This window comes from Sorangium sp. KYC3313, assembly GCF_052075895.1.
In the GTDB taxonomy this organism is placed as follows: domain Bacteria; phylum Myxococcota_A; class Polyangia; order Polyangiales; family Polyangiaceae; genus Sorangium; species Sorangium cellulosum_B.
Window position 1 is genome coordinate 8,050,468 of the sequence record NZ_CP197255.1, and the last position, 19,021, is coordinate 8,069,488.

Below are 19,021 nucleotides of genomic sequence, written 5' to 3' on the forward strand. Positions count from 1 at the left end.
AGGTCAGCTTCGCACATTTCGTAGGGCAAAAAGGCCTCCCCATGTGCGAATCTGCGATACGTGGACCATGAATTCCTTGCAAAAGAGCTGATCCGCGCCCTGCGTGGCCGGCGCTCGCAGCTGGCCTTCAGCCGCCGGCTCGGCTTCCGCACCAACGTCGTTTACACGTGGGAGTCCGGAAGGCGCTGGCCGACCGCGGCCACCTTCCTCGTCGCCGCGCGGCGCGCGGGGGTCGACGTCGCGGGGGCGGTGAGGCGCTTCTTCCCGTCGCTGCCCGCGTGGCTCGCGCGCGCCGATCCAGCGTCGGCCGAGGGCGTCGCGGCGCTCCTCTCGGAGATGCGCTCCATGTCGCCCATCGTCGATGTGGCGCGGCGCGCGGGCAGGAGCCGCTACGCGGTCGCGCGCTGGCTCTCGGGCGAGGCCGAGCCGCGGCTGCCCGACTTCCTGCGGATGGTCGAGGCCTGCTCGCTGCGCCTGCTCGATTTCGTGGCGCTCTTCGCCGACCCGGCGGCGCTCCCGGCGGCGAGCGCGGCGTGGCGCGCGCTCGAGGCCCAGCGCCGCGCCGTCTACGAGGAGCCGCTGCTCCCCGCCGTCCTGCTCGCGCTGGAGCTGCCGGCCTACCGGGCGCTGCCGCGCCACGAGCCGGGGTGGATCGCGCGTCGGCTCGGGTTTCCCGTCGAGGACGAGGCGCGCTGCCTGGATCGGCTCGCGGAGGCCGGCCAGATCCGGAGGAGCCGCGGGCGGTGGAGCGTCGCGCCGATCCGGACGGTGGACACGCGCCCGGATCCGGACGCGGAGCACCGGCTCAAGTGCTTCTGGGCCGGCGTCGGGCTGGCGCGGCTCACGCGCAAGGCCGAGGGGCGCTTCTCGTTCAACGTCTTCACGGTCTCCGCGGCCGATCTCGAGAAGCTCTCCGAGCTCCACGTGAGCTATTTCCAGAACATGCGCGCGGTGATCGCAGAATCACGCCCGCCCGAGCGCGTCGTCGCCGTGAACCTGCAGCTCTTCCCGCTCGACGGGGGTTGAGGCGGAGATGGCGCGAGGAGCGTGAGGCGACCCGGAAATCGGTGGCGGACCGGTCGAGTTGACATACGCTCACATGCGCCGATAGAGTGCGAGCGCGGCGAACCCTGGCCCGATGGTTCACGGGGGCGCGCGTCGTGCATGGGTGCCTCGGCGGGGGCCGGGCGTCGTCGCTGGAGTGGTCACGGGAACGGAGCGTCGCGGGGGGGTCGAGATCGCCCGCGTGGAGAGGTGGATGTCTGGGATGAATCGAACCATGCCGCGCCGCGCGTTCGTCCTGTCGGCGCTGCTGCTGTCCACCTGCGCCGCGGCGGGCTGTCGTTCGAAGAATGGCAGCGAGAACCCGTCCGCCGCTCCGGAGCGGGCGGCGGCGCCGGGGGGGTCGGCGCAGGCGGCGGCCGCCTCCGCGCAGCAGTCCTCGCCGAAGCGGGCCGCGGTGGTCACGATCGCGAGGGAGCAGCAGGCCACCTGGGTGCGCAACTTCAACCCCCTGCTCCCCGAGGGGAGCGCGCGCTTCCCGACGGTCGCCGGCATCTACGAGCCGCTGCTCGTCTACAACACGATGCGGAGCGATTACACGCCGTGGCTCGCGACGGGCTACGCGTGGAGCGACGCGAACAAGAAGCTCACCTTCACGACCCGCTCCGGCGTCAAGTGGTCGGACGGACAGGCGTTCACGGCGAGGGACGTCGCGTTCACGTTCGCGCTCCTCAAGAAGCACGCGGCGCTCGATCTCGCCGGGGTGTGGCGGTTCCTCGGCGCCGTGACGGCGATCGACGACACCACCGTCGAGTTCACGCTGCGGCGGCCCTATGTCCCCGGGCTCAGCTACATCGGCCACCAGCCGATCGTGCCGGAGCACGTGTGGAAGGACGTCGTCGATCCGGTCACGTTCGCGAACGAGAACCCCGTGGCGACAGGGCCCTTCACCGAGGTGAAGGTCTTCCAGAACCAGGTGTACGAGCTCGGCAAGAACCCGCGCTACTGGCAGGAGGGCAAGCCGGCGGTCGACGGGCTGCGCTTCCCGGCGTATCCGAGCAACGACCAGGTCACCCTGGCGCTCGTCAACGGCGAGATCGACTGGGCGGGCGCGTTCGTGCCGGACATCGAGCGGGTCTTCGTCGCCAAGGATCCGGCCCATCATCATTACTGGTTCCCGCTCGTCGGGGGCACCGCCACGCTGTACCCGAACGCCACGAAGAAGCCGTTCGACGACGTGCGCGTGCGCAAGGCCATCAGCATGGCGATCGACCGCGACCAGATCGTCAAGCTCGCCGCGGACAACTACACCCATGGCGCGGACGCGACGGGGCTGGACGACTCCTACGAGCGGTTTCGCAACGAGAAGGCGGTGCAGGCGGGCGACTGGGTGAAGTTCGATCCGCAGCGGGCGAACCAGATCCTCGACGAGGCGGGCTATCCGAGGGGCGCGGACGGGATCCGGACGAGGCTCGGCAAGCCGATGCACTTCGAGATCAACGTCGTCAGCGGCTGGTCCGACTGGGTCCGCGCGGTCCAGATCATCACGCAGAACCTGGAGAGCGTGGGCATCGCCGCGTCGATGAAGACCTACGACTTCAGCGCGTTTTACGCGGCGCTGCAGAAGGGCCTGTTCGATCTGTCGATGGGCTGGACGAGCGTCGAGCCCACGCCGTACAATTTCTACCGCGATCTGATGAGCGCAGATCTCGTGAAGCCGCTCGGCGAGGTGGCGCCGCGCAACTGGCACCGTTTCGGCGCCAGGGAGGCCGACGTGCTGTTCCACGCGTTCGAGTCCGCGACGTCCCCTGCCGATCAGAAGCGCATCCTGGACGGCCTGCAGATGATCTTCGTGCAGGCCGCGCCGGTGATCCCGCTCTTCAACAACCCGTCGTGGGGCGAATACAGCACGAAGCGGTTCACCGGCTTCCCGACGATGGAGAACCCGTACGCGAAGCTGACGCCGAACAACCCGCCGGAGTACCTGCTCGTCCTGACCGAGCTCCGGCCGCGGTAGAGCGGCGGTCACCCGCTTCGGATACGGGCCCATCTCGACGTTTTCGGTGCTCAGCGCACCGGAGTGCGCTTCCGCGCCGAAAACGCCGATCTGGACCCGTCTCCTGTGCGGGAGACCGCCGCTCTGCGGCGGGTGTGCCAGCGGCGGGGGGAACCGGTCTAGAGACGCGTGACGACGAGCCCGTCGTTCTGCACCGAGATGCGGGCGGGCTTGCCGCGGTGCTCGTCGGGGATCTCGTCGGCCATGAGGTAGCGGCCGGCGATGGAGACGAACTCCGCCTCTAGGCTCATGCAGAAGATGCTCGCGTCCGCGTTGTTGTGGGCGCCGGCCATGGCGCGGCCGCGGAGCGGCGCATAGACATGGATGTTGTCGTTCGCGATGAGCTCCGCGCCCGAGCTGACCGGCGAGAGGACCACGAGGTCGCCGTGCGGCACGTAGATGACCTGCCCGCTGCGCACCGGCTGCCGCACGGTGAGCCCCGCCAGCGGCGGCTCCCCGGCCGCGTCCGGCGGCGGCGCGGCCTCCCTCTGGCGGCGGGCGGGCGCCGCCGCGCCGCGCTCCGCCGCGGCGGCCCCTGGCGCGCCGCGGTCCGGCGCGGGCCCTACCGCCACGGGGCCCGGCGTGGGGGTGCTCCCCTCGGCCGGCGCGGCCTGGCGAGACGAGCGCGTGAGCGGCGTCCGCAGCACGCCGAGGCCGGCGGCGACGGCCCGCTCGCGCTGGGCGTCCGTCGGGTTGCGCACGGCGATGGGCACGAGGTTGTGCTTCCTCAGCAGCCCCGCGAGGGCGCCGAGGTCGACGGGCTCGTCGCCGAGCTCCGCCAGGTCGAGCAGGATCGGCAGGTGCAGGAAGAAGTGCGGCATCTGCGAGATGTGGTCGGCGAGCTGACGCTCGACGGCCGAGACATCCGCCGTCTTGAGACAGAGCATCGTGATGGCGGGCATCGTGCCCTTGAGCGCAAACGCCTGCTGCTCCTGCCGCTTCTCCCCTCGCCTGCCCGACACCATCGCTGTCCTCGCTCGCAAAAAGGTGCTCCCGCCGCGGCACTGTAACCCGGATCCGGCGCCTCGCGCGGGAAAAACCGGTAGGCGTTCCGGGCCTCGCCGCGCGGCCGGCGCGTCGCTGCCTGCGGCCGGCGCGTCGCTGCCTGCGGCCGGCGCGTCGCTGCTTGGCTGGCCGCCTCGCGCGGTGCTAACGGTGGTTTGGCCATGCCGACCGCGCGCCGCGCCTCCGTACTGCGGCTCGATCCCCCGCCCGCCTCGTCCTCCGCCGCTTTCTCTTCCTTTCCCGCGTCCCCGCGCGCGACGCCCCGGCCGGTCGACGCGCTCGATCGCCACTTCGCGCTGGAGGTCCCGCGCGTTTTCTCCGAGGCGGAGCGCGCCGCGCTCGTCGCGGGTGTCCGCGCGGCCCGCGCCGAGTGGACTGCCGACTTCGGAGGCGAGCAGTTCTCGCTCGGGCGCGCCTTCTACACGCACCTGGAAGAGGGACGCTCCCGGGTCTATTTCGCCGACGCGGCGGCCTCCGACGCCCGCGTCGAGCGCCACCTCCCCGGGCTCCAGCGCCGGATGCGCGCGCTCGTCGCTGCGCTCACAGGCGGGCTCGTGCAGCCCCGGCGCAGCTTCTGCGGGCCAGGCGTCCACATCTTCCCCGCGGGGGAGAAGGTCGCGCGCGAGGGCGGCGTCGCCCACTTCGACACGGAGGGGCTCTCCGACTACCACCTTGCCCGCCGGCTCCGCGCGATCACCGTCGTCGTGATGCTGGAGCTCCCCGACGCGGACGGGGGGCTCAAGCTGTGGGACGTCCTCTACGACGGGCGAGACGACCCGGGCGGCGAGGCGCTCTCCGCGCGGAGCCTCGTCGCCTGCTACAGCCCTGGCGGCGCGCTGGTCATCGACAGCTACCGTTTGCACCAGATACAGCCGTTCCCGGGCGACCGCGACCGCATCTCCGCGACGGTGCACGCGGCCGAGATCGACAGCGGCCGCTGGGAGACGTGGTTCTAGCACCGCTGTGTCACAGCCGGAACCTCCCGGTCGCCGCGGCCGACGTGGCGCTGCTCCGTGGCGGCATCGCCTCCCTGCCCACGGCGGCGTGCTCGCGCCAGCGCACCGGCTGCGGACAGTGACAGCCTGGTCGCTCGGATAGCTCAAAGTGACCGTGCAGGTCACATCGATCCCATCGCCCACCCTCGAATCCCATCCACCCCGATCTGTTCCAAGCATCGCCCTGTGTCACGGGTGACGCGCAGATGAAGGCCTGCGCCGACGAATGCCGCCGCTGCGCCGCCGCGTGTCGTCAGGTCGCGCAGATGCGCCCGGGCGGGGCGGCCGGCGCGGGACACCAGAGCGTGCCCTGAGACCGGCCGGGGCGCCGCGCGGGGCGGCGCTGGTCGTTCGGCGGCTTCCTCGGCGCGGTCATGGGCGCGGCGCTCTTCCCGCCCGGCTCGGTGGCCGTGCGTGGCGCTACGTGGACGCCATCGCCTTGGTCCTCTTGTTCCGCTGGACCGCGGGTCGCCTCGGCGGTTTCGTGGCCTTCGATCATCCCGGCAAGGTCACGACCTTCTTCCTCGGCCAGCAGTACACGGACGGGCTCATCCGGCACAACCCCGGCCTCGAGGAGGCGCTGTACATGATCCCCGTCACGGCCGTGGTCGTCGCGCTGGGGCAGAGGTGACCCCTGGGTCACCGCGCCGCGACCACACCGGTCACAACTCAGGAGCACCGAGCCGCGCCTCGATGGACGAGAACTGATGCCACATGAGGAGATCGTCTGTGGCCCTGGAACGCACAACGAGGCGGCCGCTTCGCACCTCCACCGGGGCGATCGAACCTGGCACGGGAACTTCCATCCTCCCGGCGGCCTTGAAGCCCTGGCATGGCGCTTGCGCAGTCATGGGGTGTTGGCCCGGATCGGCCCGAGTAAGGAGCTCACCATGTTCATCCCTCCATCCATTCACGGTTCTCTCCTCCTTTTGTTCGCCTCCTCCGTAATCGCGGCGGGCTGCGTCGTCGACGCGTCGTCCGATGCGGGCGAGCCCGTCGGTGATACTTACCAGAGCTTCGATGAATGGAAGGCCAGCCTCCCGCGCGATCCGAACGACGGCGCTTATCTCGTCGACGGCGACATCGGCGTCCACGACGACGTGACCCTGAAGGAGCTCTCCGCCGAGGACCAGCAACCGGGGGCGCTCATCGTCAACACGCGCGGCGACGGGAGCGATGACCGCTGGAACGACGAGCAGAAGATGAACCTGACGTATTGCGTCTCTCCGCGCTTCGGCGACGATCATGACGCGGTGGTCGCCGCGACGCTGTCGGCCGGGTCCGCCTGGGCGAGCGCCGCCGCCGTCCGCTTCGTCTACGAGCCCGACCACGACGAGGCCTGCGAGTACGACGAGGAGCATCCCGTGCTGTTCGAGGTCGTCCCCGCCAGCGGCACCACGTACAACGGGCGAGCTTTCCTTCCGAGCATGGTCGCGCGGGGGTATCACCAGGTCTTCGTCGATCTAGAGAACATCGCGCGGGCCACCTCGAAGACGCTGACCGGGGTCCTCCGGCACGAGCTCGGGCACGTCCTCGGCTTCCGGCACGAGCACGCCCGGCCGGAGGGCAACGGCGCCTGCAGGGAACGTCCCGGTTGGCGGGCGCTCACGCCGTATGATCCGGGGTCGGTGATGCACTACAACGCGGAGAGCCGGTGCGAGGGCACCAACGGGGGAGACTACGTGCTGACCTGGCTCGACAAGGCAGGGGTGGCGGAGCTGTATGGCGAGCCTTGATGAGCTCCTCCGCGACGGGTGACCGCTGGCGGCCGGTCTCCACACCCCGCTCCGGCTCGACGCCGCGCCGGCCGCCCTGGTCGACGTGCACGATAGACGGCTCGCCCGGCGCCGTCCCCGCGGGGCTTGGCACGGGCGAGAGTTCTACGGTTTCCTACCCGCCACCGGGGCGCCGGAGATCTCACCGCATCGGACACTCCCTGGTCAGCTATGTGCTGAATCCGTTCGGCAGCTCGCTGGTCGCGACGGACCTCAACGGCGACGGCCACACGGACCTCGCCGTCGGGTACGGCAGTCGCGCGATCGCCCCTGAGTCAGGCGGCGTGAGCGCCTTGCTCAACCACGGCGACGGCACCTTCGACAACCCTGACGGGACCTTCGGCGCCGGCGAGCACTATGGCGCAGGCCATAACTCTCTCGCCACGGCGGATTTCGACGGGGATGGCAGGCCCGATGTCGCCATGATCGACACCGTGCAAACCGGACCCGGCGTGCGGGTGCTCTACAACCGCTGCCTCCCGTAGGGGCGCCGATCTCGCCGAGCTGGGGATTCGCGGAAGCCGCCGGCTCGCCCGTCTCCCGGTCGAGCGCCTTCCACACCTCCCCCATTCCGCCCGCGCCGACACGGCCCTCCAGGCGGTAGCGCTCCGCGAAGACCGTCGCTGGTTGCACGGGGCGAGTATCGGCGCGCCGGGTCGGGGTGTAAAGGTCGGGGGGGGCGTCTCGCCCTTCAACGCCTCGTGGACCTTCTCAGTACGGTATCCCCCGGTTCACGCGATTACACGATCTTCCGCAGGTAGTGGAACTTGGGATCCGTCAGATCGTCGGCCGTCAGCGCCCAGCCCTCGTCCCGCGGGATCAGGTAGATGACGTCCGACTTCACGCTGGCAAAGCTCACGTGACCGAGGTTCTGGAGGATGTGGCCGAACACGTCGCGGCGCCACAGGCGATCCTTGGGGATGTCGCAGACCGTGCGGAGCATCCGATCCGTGGGTGAGCCCTGGATCAGCAGGAACGCCATCGTGAAGGTCAGGTAGCGGGGCTGGCCGCGGTACGGGTCCGGCGTCCCCGACGGCCCCTTGCGCGCGCCCTCCTCCGTGATCATGCCGCGGGACCACATGCCGTAATCGTTGAGCGCCCGGGAGTCGTCGTCGAAGTAGTCCCAGCACCCCTTCTCGATGGCGTGCAGGTTGGACAGCAGCGCCATCTGCGCGCGGCGGTACTGGTACCACTTGTATTGCAGGCTCATCTTCTCGAACTGGACCTGGACGGCCTCGTGCAGCGCGCGCTGCAGCGTGCTCCCGGGGTCCATGCGCGCGCACACCTCCATCGCGAAGATCGAGTGCTCCACGGTCAGCCTCCGTATCCGCCCGAAGCCCGGTTCCACGAGCCGCTCCGGCTGAGCGCCGCGCCGAGGATCACGCCGGTGCCGAGCGCCACGACGACTGGCACCGTCCCGAAGCCGTCCGGGATCGGCGACCCCCCGCTCGACGCGGCGCCGCTCGAGAACGCCGTTGCGCGCTGCGCCGGCACGTACGATTTGCCGGGCCTCGGCGCGCTCGGCTCGACCGGCGCCGGGCGAGGGGGCGGCCCCCACGGATAGTCGATCCAGAACCACCCGTGCGACGCGGCGCGGCCGCCATAGTAATAGGGAGGCCAGTCCTCGGTCTCGTTCGCGGGCTTCGGCTCCGCCGGGTCGGCGGCGAAGACGTTCGCGGCCATCAACCCGACATCGAGCCGGCGCGACCGGAACGCAACGAGGTCGTCGTTGAGGTCGTCGGACTCGGTCGTGTCCCTCTCCGTGGGCACCACATAGAGCACGTGGCGAACCCCTCTGTCCCAGAGCGCATCGGCGGAAGGCAGCCTCGCGACATGCCGGTTGTCGAACTGCGTGGCGTCGTCCGAATAGGGCGAGAGCCGCTGTCGATCGAGGACGAACATCGTCGCTCGGGGGCCGGGAACCGAGCGGGCGAAGAGCGGCTGGTAGTACGCCGCCGCGGCGAGCGTCAGGTGCGCCTTGACGACGCCCCGCGGGTGCGGCCAGTTGTCGAACGTGAACACCGGGTCGAACGCCTCCGCCGCGCCCGCGGCAAAGGCCACCGACTCGGGGCCGTCGAGATCCACGATGACCGCGATGTCGCGGCGGAGGCCGCTGTCCGTCCGGGCGGCGAGGAGCAGCGACGCGAGCGCCTTGCCGCTCCGGTAGGCGCGGTCCATCGCCGGCGTGAAGATCGGCCGGAGCACGTCCCTGAGCGGCGTGATGGGCGCCGGATCCCCCTCGGCGACGAGCGTGGGCACGGCCGACGGCGACTCGAACAGCGCGGGCACGTAGTAGGCGCGCGCGCCCTCGTCCGCCGGCCTGAGGTCGGTGGACATCCTCGCGAGCGCGGCCCGATCGAACGGCTTCTTCGACTCGCCGTCGAACGTCACGCTCTCCTGCGCGGCGCCGAAGCTCCAGCCGAACGTCCGCTGCATGTCGAGCGCCCGCTTCCTCTGCACCGCTGTCTCATCGCCCGAGCACCCGTCCGCGGCGACGGCGATCGCGGCAGCCACGCCGACGAGCCCGACCGCGCCGAGCGCGGCCAAAATCGCGTTCCGCCGCGACGCGTCCTTCGGCGCGTCGGCCAGGCCCTTGTGCCACCAGCGCGCCCCGACGATCCCTGGCTTGTCGAGCACCTCGTCGCGCTCGAACGGCTCGTCCATCTTGCTCAAGCGGCGGCCTCCCCGGCGCCCTGCGGCGCGCGCTCGGCCGGCGCGGGCGGCGCGACACCGACCGCCCTGGCGTGGTCGCGCCGGAGCGCCTCGATGAACTCCGGCGTGAAGGTGCCGTCGATGCGCACCGAGTACCTGAAGTACGGGTCCGCCTCGACGCCGTGGTAATCGTGATCGTTGAACCAGTAGGCCCGGCCGGCGACCGCCGTCTTCCGCCGCGCTCGCTCGTCCCACAGGAACAGGCGCTTGTTGCCCGCGGGACAGAGCGTGATGAAGTGGTCGGGCTCGCTGTCCGGCGCTCTCCCCTTCCCCGGCGCGCTCCCCTCCCCCGGCGTCCCCTCCCCGTCGTGGTGCACCGTGCCGTGATCGTTGGCCTCGAGACCCATGATGTTGCAGCGCCCTATCGACGAGAACGGCAGGCGCTTCACGTAGGCGATCGTCCTCGGAAAGAACGACTTCGCCAGGCGGGTGAAGTCCTTGCCTTCACTCCGGCTCTTGTCGCCCCAGTACCGGTTCGGGATGAGCTCGACATAGACCTTCCAGGGGAAGTAGACCCCATGGCGGAACTTGAGCCACAGCATCTGCCGCCGCGAGAGCGGGATCTCGCGCTCCTCGCCGAACTCGAGCGCGGCGCGCGCGGAGCGCTCGATCGACGAGGGGTCGTCCGAGAGGCGCTGGAACGTGGCGAACTCCTCGTCGCCGAGGCCGCGGATCACCTCGCCGTAGTCGGCGAACGCCTCGCCGCGGCGCGACGGCGGCATGATGCCCATCGCGCGGTGGCTGCCGCCGGTATAATCGATCGGCACCTGCGTGAGCCCGAGGCAGATCTCCTCGTGGATCTCGCCGAGCGGGGCGAGGTCGAGGTACGGCTCGAGATCGATATAGGGTCGCGCGAAGATGCCGTGGATGCCGGAGTCACAAGGAGGTTCGACCATGGGTCCGCCGCCGGAGCCGGGGCGTCACAGCCCGGCAGGCCTACCCATATCACAAAGCCCGGCGCGCCCCGCAAACCCCGAAGCCCGCCTGCGCCTCGCGGCGGCGTGACGCGAGGCTTGGGCTTGTGAGGGCGCGGCGCGTTCTGTAGCGTGCGTCCCATGGACCTGTCCTACGTCATGGGGTTCGGGCTGGGCACCACGCTCGCTCTGCTCGCCCTGCTGCGCATCGGGCAGAGGGTCTTCTCACCGGCGCACACGGTCGCCCGCGATCTCACGGAGAGCAACGCCGCCCGCCGGCTGCTCACGGTGGGCCAGGTCCTCGCGGTGTTCCTCGTCGCCGCCAACGCGGTGAAGAACTGCCTCGAGGGGGAGGGCTTCGCGCGCGACCTCCTCTGGGTGAGCGCGTTCGCCGTCGTGGGCCTGCTCCTCGTGCAGGCGACCGGCCAGCTCGGGATCCGCCTTCTGCTCAGGGCGCGGCTCCCGGCCGAGATCGAGCGCGGCAACGCGGCCGCGGGGCTCGCGGCGGGCGCGCACTACGTGGCGACCGGGCTCATCACCTCGCGCGCGATCGCGGGCAAGGACCTCGGCGATCTCGCGATCTCGCTCGGCTTCTTCGTCCTCGCGCAGATCACGCTGCACGTGTTCATCTCGCTCTTCCGGGCGCTCACCACGTACGATGACGCCGAGCAGATCCAGGGAGAGAACCTCGCCGCCGCGCTGAGCTACGCCGGCGCCTCGATCGCGGTGGCCATCATCATCGCGCGGGCGCTCGAGGGCGACTTCGAGGGTCTCTTCATCTCGCTGAAGGGTTATGGCGGGGTGCTGCTCTATCTGTTCGCCCTCTACCCTGTGCGGCAGCTCCTCGTGCAGAGCGTGCTGCTCGGCGCGCCGCTCGCGCTGCGCGGCGGCCGCCTCGACGCGGGCATCGCGGCCGACCGCAACGAGGGGCTCGGCGCGCTCGAGGCGACGACCTACCTCGCGACCGCGATCGCCATCGCGCGCCTCCTATGACCTCCGCTGACCGCGCCTACGACGCCTTCGCCGCCAAGATCGTCGATACGGGCCTCATCACCGACCCCTGGTGCGACGGGGCCCCGCGCTTCCGCGAGGAGCCGGTGTTCGTCACCGCCGCCGAGCAGCGCGCCCTGTACCGCGCCGCCGAGGAGGTCGCGGCGGTCTACAACGAGCTTTGCCTGATCGTCGCGGACGAGCCGTCGCTGCTCGACGACTTCTTCTGTCTGACACCCTGTCAAAAGGCGATGTGGCTCTCGTCACAGCCGCTGTGGCACGGCATCGCGCGCGCCGACGTCTTCCTGACGGACGAGGGCCCGGCGATCGCCGAGCTGAACTGCGACACGCCGACGGGCGAGGCGGAGGCGGTCGTCCTGAGCGCGCTCGCGGCGCCGGATCACTCGGGCGCGCGCGACCCCAACGGCGAGCTCGGCGCCCGGTTCTGCGCGATGGTGGACGAGGTCGCCCGCGCGCTCCTCGGCGAGGCCGCGACGCGGCGCCTCGGCTTCGTCTATCCGACGGAGTTCACCGAGGACCTCTCGGTCATCCGCCTCTACCGGCGCTGGCTCACGGAGCGCGGGTATTCCGTGCTCCTCGGCTCGCCGTACAACCTCGGCCACGACGACCGCGGCCTGTCGCTCTTCGACGTCCCCTTCTCGGTCCTCTTGCGCCATTACAAGACGGACTGGTGGGGAGAGCGCTCGAGCGTGTGGACCGACGAGCAGATCCCCGACGCCGAGCCGCTCGCCGGCCCGCTCGGCGCCGTGCTGTCCGCCGCCGCCGACGGGCGCGCCGCGATCCTGAACCCGCTCGGGGCCGTACTGCCGCAGAACAAGCGCTCGATGGCGTTCATGTGGGAGCACCTCCATCGCTTCTCGCCGCACGCGCAGTCGGTGATCCAGCGTCACGTCCCGGTGACGTCGCGGCTGGAGACGGTGCACCCCGAGCTGCTCCTCGCGCAGCGCGAGGAGTGGGTCCTGAAGAGCGATTACGGCGCCGAGGGAGAAGAGGTGATCCTCGGGCGCCACACCCCCGACGAGGTCTGGCGCGCGTCCCTGGCCAAGGCCCGGGAGGGGCGCTGGATCGCGCAGCGATACTTCTCCGCCCTGGAGAACGCGCGGCGCGAGTCGGTCAACTACGGCATCTACCTGATCGCCGGCGAGGCCTGCGGCATCTACGCGCGCGTCCAGGCCGGGATGACGGACGCGGCGGCGCTGAGCGCGCCGGCCCTGGTGCGGTAGGCGCGTTCGCAGGGCGGACGCGCCCGCGGGCGGCTTACTGCGCGGGGCGGGCCGGAGCATCCATGGCGCGCACCGCGCGGAAGGCGTCGGCCGTGGCCTGCGTGTTCTGCGTCGTCACGATCTGGAGCCGGTCCCCGGCGCGCCGCGCCACGTGCACAAGGATGCCCTGCATGTCGGGCACGGGCTGGCCATCCGGGGTGACGACGCCCGTCAGCTCCCATGCCCAGCGGACGACCGCGATGTCCGGCGCGACGAAGCGTGTCTCGACACGCACGCTGGCGAGGCGGCTCTTTGCAAAAACGGTCTTGTGAATGCCGACGTGATTCGCCCGGATCTCCTCCCGCCCATGCCACCACATCCCGAAGATGTTCACGAAATCGGCGTCCTCCGCTTGAAGCGCTGCGAACGCATCCATGTCGTGCCGGTTCCAGGCGTCGTTGAAGGCGGCGACGAGCTGCTCCCCCAGCGCATGCTGCTCGCGGGCGTCGGGCGCCGCCGCCGCGATGGCCGGCGCTGGCGCCGCCGGCGCGACAGGCTGGGGCGTCGCGGGGGCGCACGCGAGGACCAGGAGCGGGAGCGCAGCCAGGGCGAGGGCTCTATGCATGGAACGCCCCTTACTGCGAACCGGCGCGGGGCGTCAACCGGCGGCGCGCTCGATCCTGACTGCGGGTCAACCCGCTGTCATCGCGGGCGGTCGATGTGCCTCGATCACGTGGAACAGGCATTGATCCGCTCGCGCCGTCATCGAGGGTCTGCGCTCGGTGGAATCGTAGGTTGCCAGGGCGGCCGCGGACAGGTACGCTTGGGTGTCCGCCGGGTCCGCTGCGCTCACTGCCCGGCGGCGCGCTCGAGGCGATGAGCTGCGCTTGCGATCACACGTTCTTGAAGGAGCTCGCGTTCACCGCGCACCGCAATGTCATCCTGACGTCATGACGTCGATCGCCGGACTGAGCCGACGCGCGTTGCGAGCCCGGTTCCTTGAGTCGAGGGCGTCCGCCTTCGTGGACAGCCGGCCGGTGCCCTTCGAATCGTTGTCGGTTCGCGCGATGAATTTCGGCCAGCATTGGCGCGACCCGACCCAGGTTGACGGATGGGGAGAGAGATGCATCGATTTGTCTTCAGGACGTGCGGAACCCTGGCCACGATGTGCCTGCTCACGCTCGTGGCGTGCGGTCACGACGAGGGCTCCGACGAGACGTCGACGTCGGGGAGCGGGGGCGCCGGCGGGTCTGGTGAGGGAGGCGGGGGCGGCGGCGCGACGGGCTGTCCAGAGCTCGTTGGCCGCGTCCCCATGCCGGAGCTCGGTCCATGGATGTATGGGCCGCATCCCGGACCGTGCGCCCAGACGGACACGGAGATGGGAGAGGAGATATCGTTCGTTTACGAATACGATGGCCAGCGTCTCGTCGGAGCGGTCGAGACGCTGTACAGCGAGACGCTGGGCAACGAGACCCGCACACACACCTTCGACTACGAGGGCGAGCGCATGGTCCGCATGACCCGGACCGGCGCGGCCGACACCCGTGTCCTCGAGATCGACTACAACGACGACACGCGGGCGATCACCTACGGGAACGCCGACTACTTCGTCCGATACGATCGCGATGACCAGGGTCGCTTCACGCAGCTGACGTTCGACCACTTCACGGACGCTCAGCCGACCATGACGACGGAGATCGTCTACGAGGGTTGTCGTCTCCTCCGCCGGGAGCAGGGGGTGAACCCGGGCGACGGCACGCCCAGCGCATCGCTGCCAGCCTTCACCTACGTCTTCGACGGCGATCTGCTGGTCGAGCGCCTCGCGGAGACATTGCACACGGTTTACGACTACAGCTGCTGGTGATCAGCTCGGCGGGTTCGCCGGCGCGTGGCCGCCGAGCGCGCGCACGTCGTCGGCCGTATCGACGTCGATCGCCCCGCCCTCCCAGTCGATCGCCGCGACGTCCTCGACGCGCAGCAGGCGGCCGGCGCCCTGGTCGCCCTGGAGGCGTGAAAGGGCGTCCCAGCGGGATCGGTCGAACACCGCCGGCGCGCCCACGACGCCGCTGAACCGCGACGCGGCGATCGGCGCGCCCGCGAGCCAGGCGTCCCGCAGCGCGGTGAGGTGCTCGACCGTGAGCAGGGGCTGGTCCGCGAGCGCGATCAGGAGCGCGTCGGCCTTCGAGGCCTCCGCCCACCGGACCGCGGCGCGGACCGAGGAGGCGATGCCCTCTTCCCAGCCATCGTTCGCGATGTGCGCCACCTCCAGATCGCCGAGCGCGCGCGCGACCGCACCGGCGCTGGCGCCGAGCACGACGCCGACCGGCCCGGATCGCGCCTCGACGCACGTGGTCGCCACGCGCCGGACGAGCGGCGCGCCGTCGAGCTCGACGAGCTGCTTCGGGCGACCGAGGCGACGTGAGCCGCCGGCGGCGAGCACGACCAGCGCCACGCGCGCGTGCAGCGGCCGGGCGCGGGCGCGGAGCTTTCCCCCCTGCGCCCGGCGCGCGACGGCCTGGAGCTCGCCCACGATGGAGAGCGCGATCTGCTCCGGCGTCTCGGCGCCGAGATCGAGGCCGATCGGCGCGTGGAGCCGCGGATCGTCGCCGGGGTGGCCGATCTCGGCGAGGAGATCGCGCGTGCGGCGCGCGGGCCCGAGCACGCCGATGTAGCGAGCGCGCGACGCGAGGGCGACGGCGAGCGCGTCGCGATCCGGCGTGACCTGATGGTGCATGATCACGACGTACGGCTCGGCCGCGGCGTCGATGAGCGCGTGGAGGCGATCCGCCGCGCCGCCGGTCGAGACGACGCGATCCGCCGCGCGGAACCGGGCGCCCTGGCGGATCGAGGGACCAGCGACCGTGACCCGGAACCCGACCGACGTCGCGAGCGTGACGATGGACGCCGCGTCGTGACCACCCCCGAGCACGAAGAGCTGCGGCGACGGCGAGATCTTCTCGACGAGCACGGTAATCCCCAGACCGTCGAGCTCCACGACGCCCGCCGGCCCCCGCGCGGTGGCCTCGATCGCGGAGCGCGCGGCCGGATCGGTCACCGGGTACGCGAGCGCGCACGGCGGACCGAACGCGAGGCGCGCGCCGACCCGGACCGCGCCGGCCGTCGAGCGGATCACCGTGACCAGCGTGCCGGCGGTCTCCTCGGCGAAGCAAGCCGAGGCGAACGCGAGCGCGTCGTGGGTCGCGCCGGCCGCGACGTGCTCGAGCAGGACATCGACCACGCCGTTGCAGCCGAGCCCCACCCCCCACGTCTCCCCGTCTTCGGTGGTCGAGTCGTACGTGACCACCACGGCGCCGTCGCGACACCGGTGCTCTCCGCGGAGCATCACGTCGCCCTCGAGGCAGCCGCCGCTCACACACCCGGATACCCAGCGATCGCCGGCGACCAGCATCCGCGCGCCCGGACGCCGGTACGACGACCCCGACACCCGCACGACCGTCGCGAGGAGAAACGGTGACCGCTCTGCCACCAATGTCGCCGCTTCGCGCACGATCCGCTCAAGCTCGTTCATGCGCTCCGCATCATTCACCCTTCGTGACGCGCCCGCCAGGGCGTTCGTCGTCGCTGGTGACTACCGAATCGACCTCCACGCCGCCCGTCCGCTCGCGGTCGGGGGTGCGAGCGTGACAGAGCGCCGGCGCCCCCGGGCCGATGACCGATGGTGAAGAAATGATAAGAACATGTGCAGTCGCTTGACGGCGCTCCGGCTCAAAAGTATGGCCTGAACGGCCATGAAGCTCGATGTCAACGGCGTTGTTCGTGACGTGGATGCCAGTCCGGAGATGCCCCTGCTCTGGGTGCTTCGCGATCTGCTGGGATTGACCGGCACCAAATACGGCTGTGGCATGGCCCAGTGCGGCGCCTGCACGGTCCACATCGACGGCAAACCCGCGCGGTCGTGCGTCCTGCCCGTGTCCAGCGTCGGCACGCGCAAGGTGACGACGATCGAGGGCCTGTCGCCCGACGGGTCGCACGTGGTGCAGCAGGCGTGGGCGCAGGCCGACGTCGTCCAGTGCGGGTACTGCCAGTCCGGGCAGATCATGACCGCGGTCGCCTTGCTCGAACAGAAGCCGGATCCGAGCGACGCCGACATCGACGCTGCGCTGTCAGGCAACGTGTGTCGCTGCGGGACGTACGTTCGCGTACGCGAAGCGGTGATCCTCGCGTCGAGGCTCAAGCGAGGTGGCAAGTGACCGTCTCCCGGCGTGACTTCTTGCAAGCGGCCGCGGGCTCGGCGGCCGGGCTCCTGATCAGCTTCTACGTCCCGCAGGGGGTCCGCGCCGCGCCGAAGGCGGCGCAGCCGGCGCCGCTCTCGCCGAACGCGTTCGTCCGCGTCGGCACCGACGAATCCGTGACCGTGGTGCTCGCGCACTCCGAGATGGGCCAGGGCATCTGGACCGGGCTCGCGATGCTGATCGCCGAGGAGCTCGAGTGCGACTGGTCGAAGGTGCGGTCGGAGCACGCGCCGGCCGCGCCGGTCTACGGCCATCCGGCGTTGCAGTTCCAGATGACCGGGGGGTCGACGACGACGAACAGCGAGTTCGAGCGCTATCGCACCGTCGGCGCGATGGCGAAGGACATGCTGCTGCGCGCGGCGGCCGCCCGGTGGAAGGTCTCGCCCGCGGCGTGCACGGCCGCGAACGGCGTCGTCACCCACGGCAAGGACAAGCTGACCTTTGGCCAGCTCGCCGAGGAGGCGATGAAGCTCGCCCCGCCGGCGAAGGTGAAGCTGAAGGACCCCAAGGACTGGAAGCTGATCGGCACCCTCGTGCGCCGCATCGACACGCCGGAGAAGATCACGGGCAAGGCGCAGTTCGGGCTCGACGTGCACTTCCCCGGGCTGCGCACCGCCGTGGTGCTCCGCCCGCCGGCGTTCGGCGCCAAGCTCGTCAAGTTCGACGCCGCCGACGCCCTCAAGGTGCCCGGCGTCGAGAAGGTCGTCCCCACCGCGAACGGCGTCGCCGTCGTCGCCGCGCATTTCTGGGCCGCCAAGCTCGGGCGCGACGCGCTCCGCGCCGAGTGGGCGCAGCCCGAGGGCGGCGGGGCCGACAGCGCCAAGCTGCTCGCCGAGTTCCACGCGAAGGCGCGGACGCCCGGCACCGTCGCCGCCAGCGTCGGCAAGGTGGAAGACGCGCTCGCCGCTGCCAAGTCCCGGCTCGAGGCGGAGTACGACGTGCCCTACCTCGCGCACGCGCCGATGGAACCGCTCAACTGTACGGTCAAGATCGACGGCGATCGCTGCGAGATCTGGACCGGCACGCAGTTCCAGACCGGCGACCAGATGGCCGCGGCGAAGATCCTCGGCACGACGCCCGACAAGGTCCAGATCCACACGACCTTCCTCGGCGGCGGCTTCGGGCGGCGCGCCAGCCCCATGGCCGATTTCGTCGGGGAGGCCGTGATCGTCGCGAAGGCCGCCGGCGTGCCGGTGAAGGTCGTGTGGACGCGGGAGGACGACATGCGCGGCGGCTTTTACCGCCCCGCCTTCGTCCACCGGATCCAGGTCGGCGTCGACGCGCGCGGCCTGCCGGCGGCGTGGGATCAGGTGGTCGTGGGCCAGTCGATCGTCGCCGGCACGCCGCTCGAGTCGTTCGTCACGAGGAACGGCGTCGACTTGACCTCGGTGGAAGGGATCGCCGAGTCGCCCTATGTCGAGCGGACGCCCGCGCTCCGCGTGTCGCTGCACTCGCCGAGGACGCCGGTCACCGTGCTGTGGTGGCGCTCGGTCGGCAACACCCACACGGCCTTCGCGGTGGAGAGCATGGTGGACGAGCTGGCGCACGCCGCAGGGCAGGACCCGCTCGCGTACCGCCTCGAGCTGCTCAAGGACAAGCCGCGGCACGCGAACGCGCTGAAGGTCGCCGCCGAGAAGGCCGGCTGGGGCACCGCGCCCGCGCCGGGAAGGGCGCGGGGGCTCGCGATGCACGAGTCGTTCGGCTCCATCATCGCCGAGGTCGCAGAGGTCTCGATCGAGGAGGGGCGCATCCGCGTCCACTCGGTCACCTGCAGCGTCGATTGCGGTACGGCGGTGAACCCGCTCGGCATCGAGGCGCAGATCCAGGGCAGCGTCGCTTTCGGCCTCACGGCCGCGCTCTACGGCAAGATCAACATCGCCGAGGGGAAGGTCCAGGAGAGCAACTTCCACGACTATCCCATGCTCCGGATGTTCGACATGCCGCGCATCGCCGTCCATCTCATCCCGAGCAAGGCCAAGATGGGCGGCATCGGGGAGCCCGCCACCGCGCCGATCGCGCCGGCCGTGGCGAACGCGGTGTTCGCGCTGACCAAGCAGCGGCTGCGCTCCCTTCCGTTTCGCCTCGCGTAGGAACTG

Annotated in this window: 17 protein-coding genes; 11 read left to right on the forward strand and 6 right to left on the reverse strand. The window is 70.8% G+C overall.

All coding sequences use genetic code 11. From position 1 onward, the window contains the following. Nucleotides 1–60: 60 nt before the first annotated feature. On the forward strand, nucleotides 61–1,026 hold the full coding sequence (locus ACSRUE_RS31025; RefSeq protein WP_441286742.1) for a DUF4423 domain-containing protein: 966 nt from the start codon (nucleotides 61–63) through the stop codon (nucleotides 1,024–1,026). Between the two features lie 253 nt (nucleotides 1,027–1,279). After that, nucleotides 1,280–3,019, forward strand: a complete 1,740-nt coding sequence (locus ACSRUE_RS31030; RefSeq protein WP_441293147.1) for an ABC transporter substrate-binding protein — start codon at nucleotides 1,280–1,282, stop codon at nucleotides 3,017–3,019. Nucleotides 3,020–3,177: 158 nt separating this feature from the next. Here ACSRUE_RS31030 and minC read toward each other — a convergent pair whose 3' ends face one another. Next, a complete protein-coding gene (gene minC, locus ACSRUE_RS31035; protein ID WP_441286743.1) occupies nucleotides 3,178–4,023 on the reverse strand; it encodes a septum site-determining protein MinC in 846 nt (281 codons plus the stop codon). A gap of 201 nt (nucleotides 4,024–4,224) precedes the next feature. Between minC and ACSRUE_RS31040 the strand changes: the two genes are divergently transcribed. From ACSRUE_RS31040 to ACSRUE_RS31055, 4 genes are all read left to right on the forward strand, one after another. Further along, the gene (locus tag ACSRUE_RS31040; protein WP_441286744.1) at nucleotides 4,225–5,019 is read left to right on the forward strand and encodes a hypothetical protein; all 795 of its coding nucleotides are present in this window, start codon (nucleotides 4,225–4,227) and stop codon (nucleotides 5,017–5,019) included. A 478-nt stretch (nucleotides 5,020–5,497) separates the two neighbouring features. Next, nucleotides 5,498–5,689: a hypothetical protein gene (locus tag ACSRUE_RS31045; RefSeq protein WP_437767860.1), complete on the forward strand. Its 192-nt coding sequence runs from the start codon at nucleotides 5,498–5,500 to the stop codon at nucleotides 5,687–5,689. A 259-nt stretch (nucleotides 5,690–5,948) separates the two neighbouring features. After that, nucleotides 5,949–6,794, forward strand: a complete 846-nt coding sequence (locus ACSRUE_RS31050; RefSeq protein ID WP_441286745.1) for a hypothetical protein — start codon at nucleotides 5,949–5,951, stop codon at nucleotides 6,792–6,794. 212 nt (nucleotides 6,795–7,006) lie between these two features. Continuing rightward, nucleotides 7,007–7,318, forward strand: a complete 312-nt coding sequence (locus ACSRUE_RS31055; RefSeq protein WP_441286746.1) for an FG-GAP repeat domain-containing protein — start codon at nucleotides 7,007–7,009, stop codon at nucleotides 7,316–7,318. A gap of 254 nt (nucleotides 7,319–7,572) precedes the next feature. Here ACSRUE_RS31055 and ACSRUE_RS31060 read toward each other — a convergent pair whose 3' ends face one another. From ACSRUE_RS31060 to ACSRUE_RS31070, 3 genes are read right to left on the reverse strand one after another with little or no spacing between them, the layout of a single operon-like run. Continuing rightward, nucleotides 7,573–8,145, reverse strand: a complete 573-nt coding sequence (locus ACSRUE_RS31060) for a hypothetical protein (RefSeq protein ID WP_437767862.1) — start codon at nucleotides 8,143–8,145, stop codon at nucleotides 7,573–7,575. Between the two features lie 2 nt (nucleotides 8,146–8,147). Beyond that, on the reverse strand, nucleotides 8,148–9,497 hold the full coding sequence (locus ACSRUE_RS31065) for a hypothetical protein (protein ID WP_441293148.1): 1,350 nt from the start codon (nucleotides 9,495–9,497) through the stop codon (nucleotides 8,148–8,150). Nucleotides 9,498–9,502: 5 nt separating this feature from the next. Beyond that, entirely contained in the window at nucleotides 9,503–10,441 is a 939-nt protein-coding gene (locus tag ACSRUE_RS31070; RefSeq protein WP_441286747.1) for a hypothetical protein, read from the reverse strand. A 159-nt stretch (nucleotides 10,442–10,600) separates the two neighbouring features. On the opposite strand from ACSRUE_RS31070, the gene ACSRUE_RS31075 reads away from it, so the two are divergent. Both ACSRUE_RS31075 and ACSRUE_RS31080 read left to right on the forward strand, forming a co-directional pair. Next, nucleotides 10,601–11,452 (forward strand): DUF350 domain-containing protein, encoded by an 852-nt coding sequence (locus ACSRUE_RS31075; RefSeq protein ID WP_441286748.1) that lies wholly within the window; start codon nucleotides 10,601–10,603, stop codon nucleotides 11,450–11,452. Further along, entirely contained in the window at nucleotides 11,449–12,693 is a 1,245-nt protein-coding gene (locus ACSRUE_RS31080) for a glutathionylspermidine synthase family protein (protein WP_441286749.1), read from the forward strand. The genes ACSRUE_RS31075 and ACSRUE_RS31080 overlap by 4 nt, the downstream gene beginning before the upstream one ends. Nucleotides 12,694–12,727: 34 nt before the next feature. Here ACSRUE_RS31080 and ACSRUE_RS31085 read toward each other — a convergent pair whose 3' ends face one another. Then, nucleotides 12,728–13,297, reverse strand: coding sequence for an SgcJ/EcaC family oxidoreductase (locus ACSRUE_RS31085; protein WP_441286750.1), 570 nt, complete (start codon nucleotides 13,295–13,297; stop codon nucleotides 12,728–12,730). Between the two features lie 498 nt (nucleotides 13,298–13,795). Between ACSRUE_RS31085 and ACSRUE_RS31090 the strand changes: the two genes are divergently transcribed. Continuing rightward, a complete protein-coding gene (locus ACSRUE_RS31090; RefSeq protein ID WP_441286751.1) occupies nucleotides 13,796–14,536 on the forward strand; it encodes a hypothetical protein in 741 nt (246 codons plus the stop codon). On the opposite strand, the gene ACSRUE_RS31095 is transcribed toward ACSRUE_RS31090, so the two are convergent. Continuing rightward, the gene (locus ACSRUE_RS31095) at nucleotides 14,537–16,201 is read right to left on the reverse strand and encodes an NTP transferase domain-containing protein (protein WP_441286752.1); all 1,665 of its coding nucleotides are present in this window, start codon (nucleotides 16,199–16,201) and stop codon (nucleotides 14,537–14,539) included. A gap of 220 nt (nucleotides 16,202–16,421) precedes the next feature. Here ACSRUE_RS31095 and ACSRUE_RS31100 point away from each other — a divergent pair, with 220 nt between their 5' ends. Then, a complete protein-coding gene (locus ACSRUE_RS31100; RefSeq protein WP_272098656.1) occupies nucleotides 16,422–16,883 on the forward strand; it encodes a (2Fe-2S)-binding protein in 462 nt (153 codons plus the stop codon). Then, on the forward strand, nucleotides 16,880–19,015 hold the full coding sequence (locus tag ACSRUE_RS31105; protein WP_441286753.1) for a molybdopterin cofactor-binding domain-containing protein: 2,136 nt from the start codon (nucleotides 16,880–16,882) through the stop codon (nucleotides 19,013–19,015). The genes ACSRUE_RS31100 and ACSRUE_RS31105 overlap by 4 nt, the downstream gene beginning before the upstream one ends. Nucleotides 19,016–19,021 lie beyond the last annotated feature (6 nt).

What these genes read in the sequence shown, in the direction of transcription:
- ACSRUE_RS31075 (WP_441286748.1), top strand. Translation starts at nt 10,601, where the DNA reads ATGGACCTGTCCTACGTCATGGGGTTCGGGCTGGGCACCACGCTCGCT.
- ACSRUE_RS31095 (WP_441286752.1), bottom strand. Translation starts at nt 16,201, where the DNA reads ATGAACGAGCTTGAGCGGATCGTGCGCGAAGCGGCGACATTGGTGGCA.
- ACSRUE_RS31070 (WP_441286747.1), bottom strand. Translation starts at nt 10,441, where the DNA reads ATGGTCGAACCTCCTTGTGACTCCGGCATCCACGGCATCTTCGCGCGA.
- ACSRUE_RS31065 (WP_441293148.1), bottom strand. Translation starts at nt 9,497, where the DNA reads ATGGACGAGCCGTTCGAGCGCGACGAGGTGCTCGACAAGCCAGGGATC.
- ACSRUE_RS31090 (WP_441286751.1), top strand. Translation starts at nt 13,796, where the DNA reads ATGCATCGATTTGTCTTCAGGACGTGCGGAACCCTGGCCACGATGTGC.
- ACSRUE_RS31030 (WP_441293147.1), top strand. Translation starts at nt 1,280, where the DNA reads ATGCCGCGCCGCGCGTTCGTCCTGTCGGCGCTGCTGCTGTCCACCTGC.
- ACSRUE_RS31080 (WP_441286749.1), top strand. Translation starts at nt 11,449, where the DNA reads ATGACCTCCGCTGACCGCGCCTACGACGCCTTCGCCGCCAAGATCGTC.
- minC (WP_441286743.1), bottom strand. Translation starts at nt 4,023, where the DNA reads ATGGTGTCGGGCAGGCGAGGGGAGAAGCGGCAGGAGCAGCAGGCGTTT.
- ACSRUE_RS31040 (WP_441286744.1), top strand. Translation starts at nt 4,225, where the DNA reads ATGCCGACCGCGCGCCGCGCCTCCGTACTGCGGCTCGATCCCCCGCCC.
- ACSRUE_RS31085 (WP_441286750.1), bottom strand. Translation starts at nt 13,297, where the DNA reads ATGCATAGAGCCCTCGCCCTGGCTGCGCTCCCGCTCCTGGTCCTCGCG.
- ACSRUE_RS31050 (WP_441286745.1), top strand. Translation starts at nt 5,949, where the DNA reads ATGTTCATCCCTCCATCCATTCACGGTTCTCTCCTCCTTTTGTTCGCC.
- ACSRUE_RS31100 (WP_272098656.1), top strand. Translation starts at nt 16,422, where the DNA reads ATGAAGCTCGATGTCAACGGCGTTGTTCGTGACGTGGATGCCAGTCCG.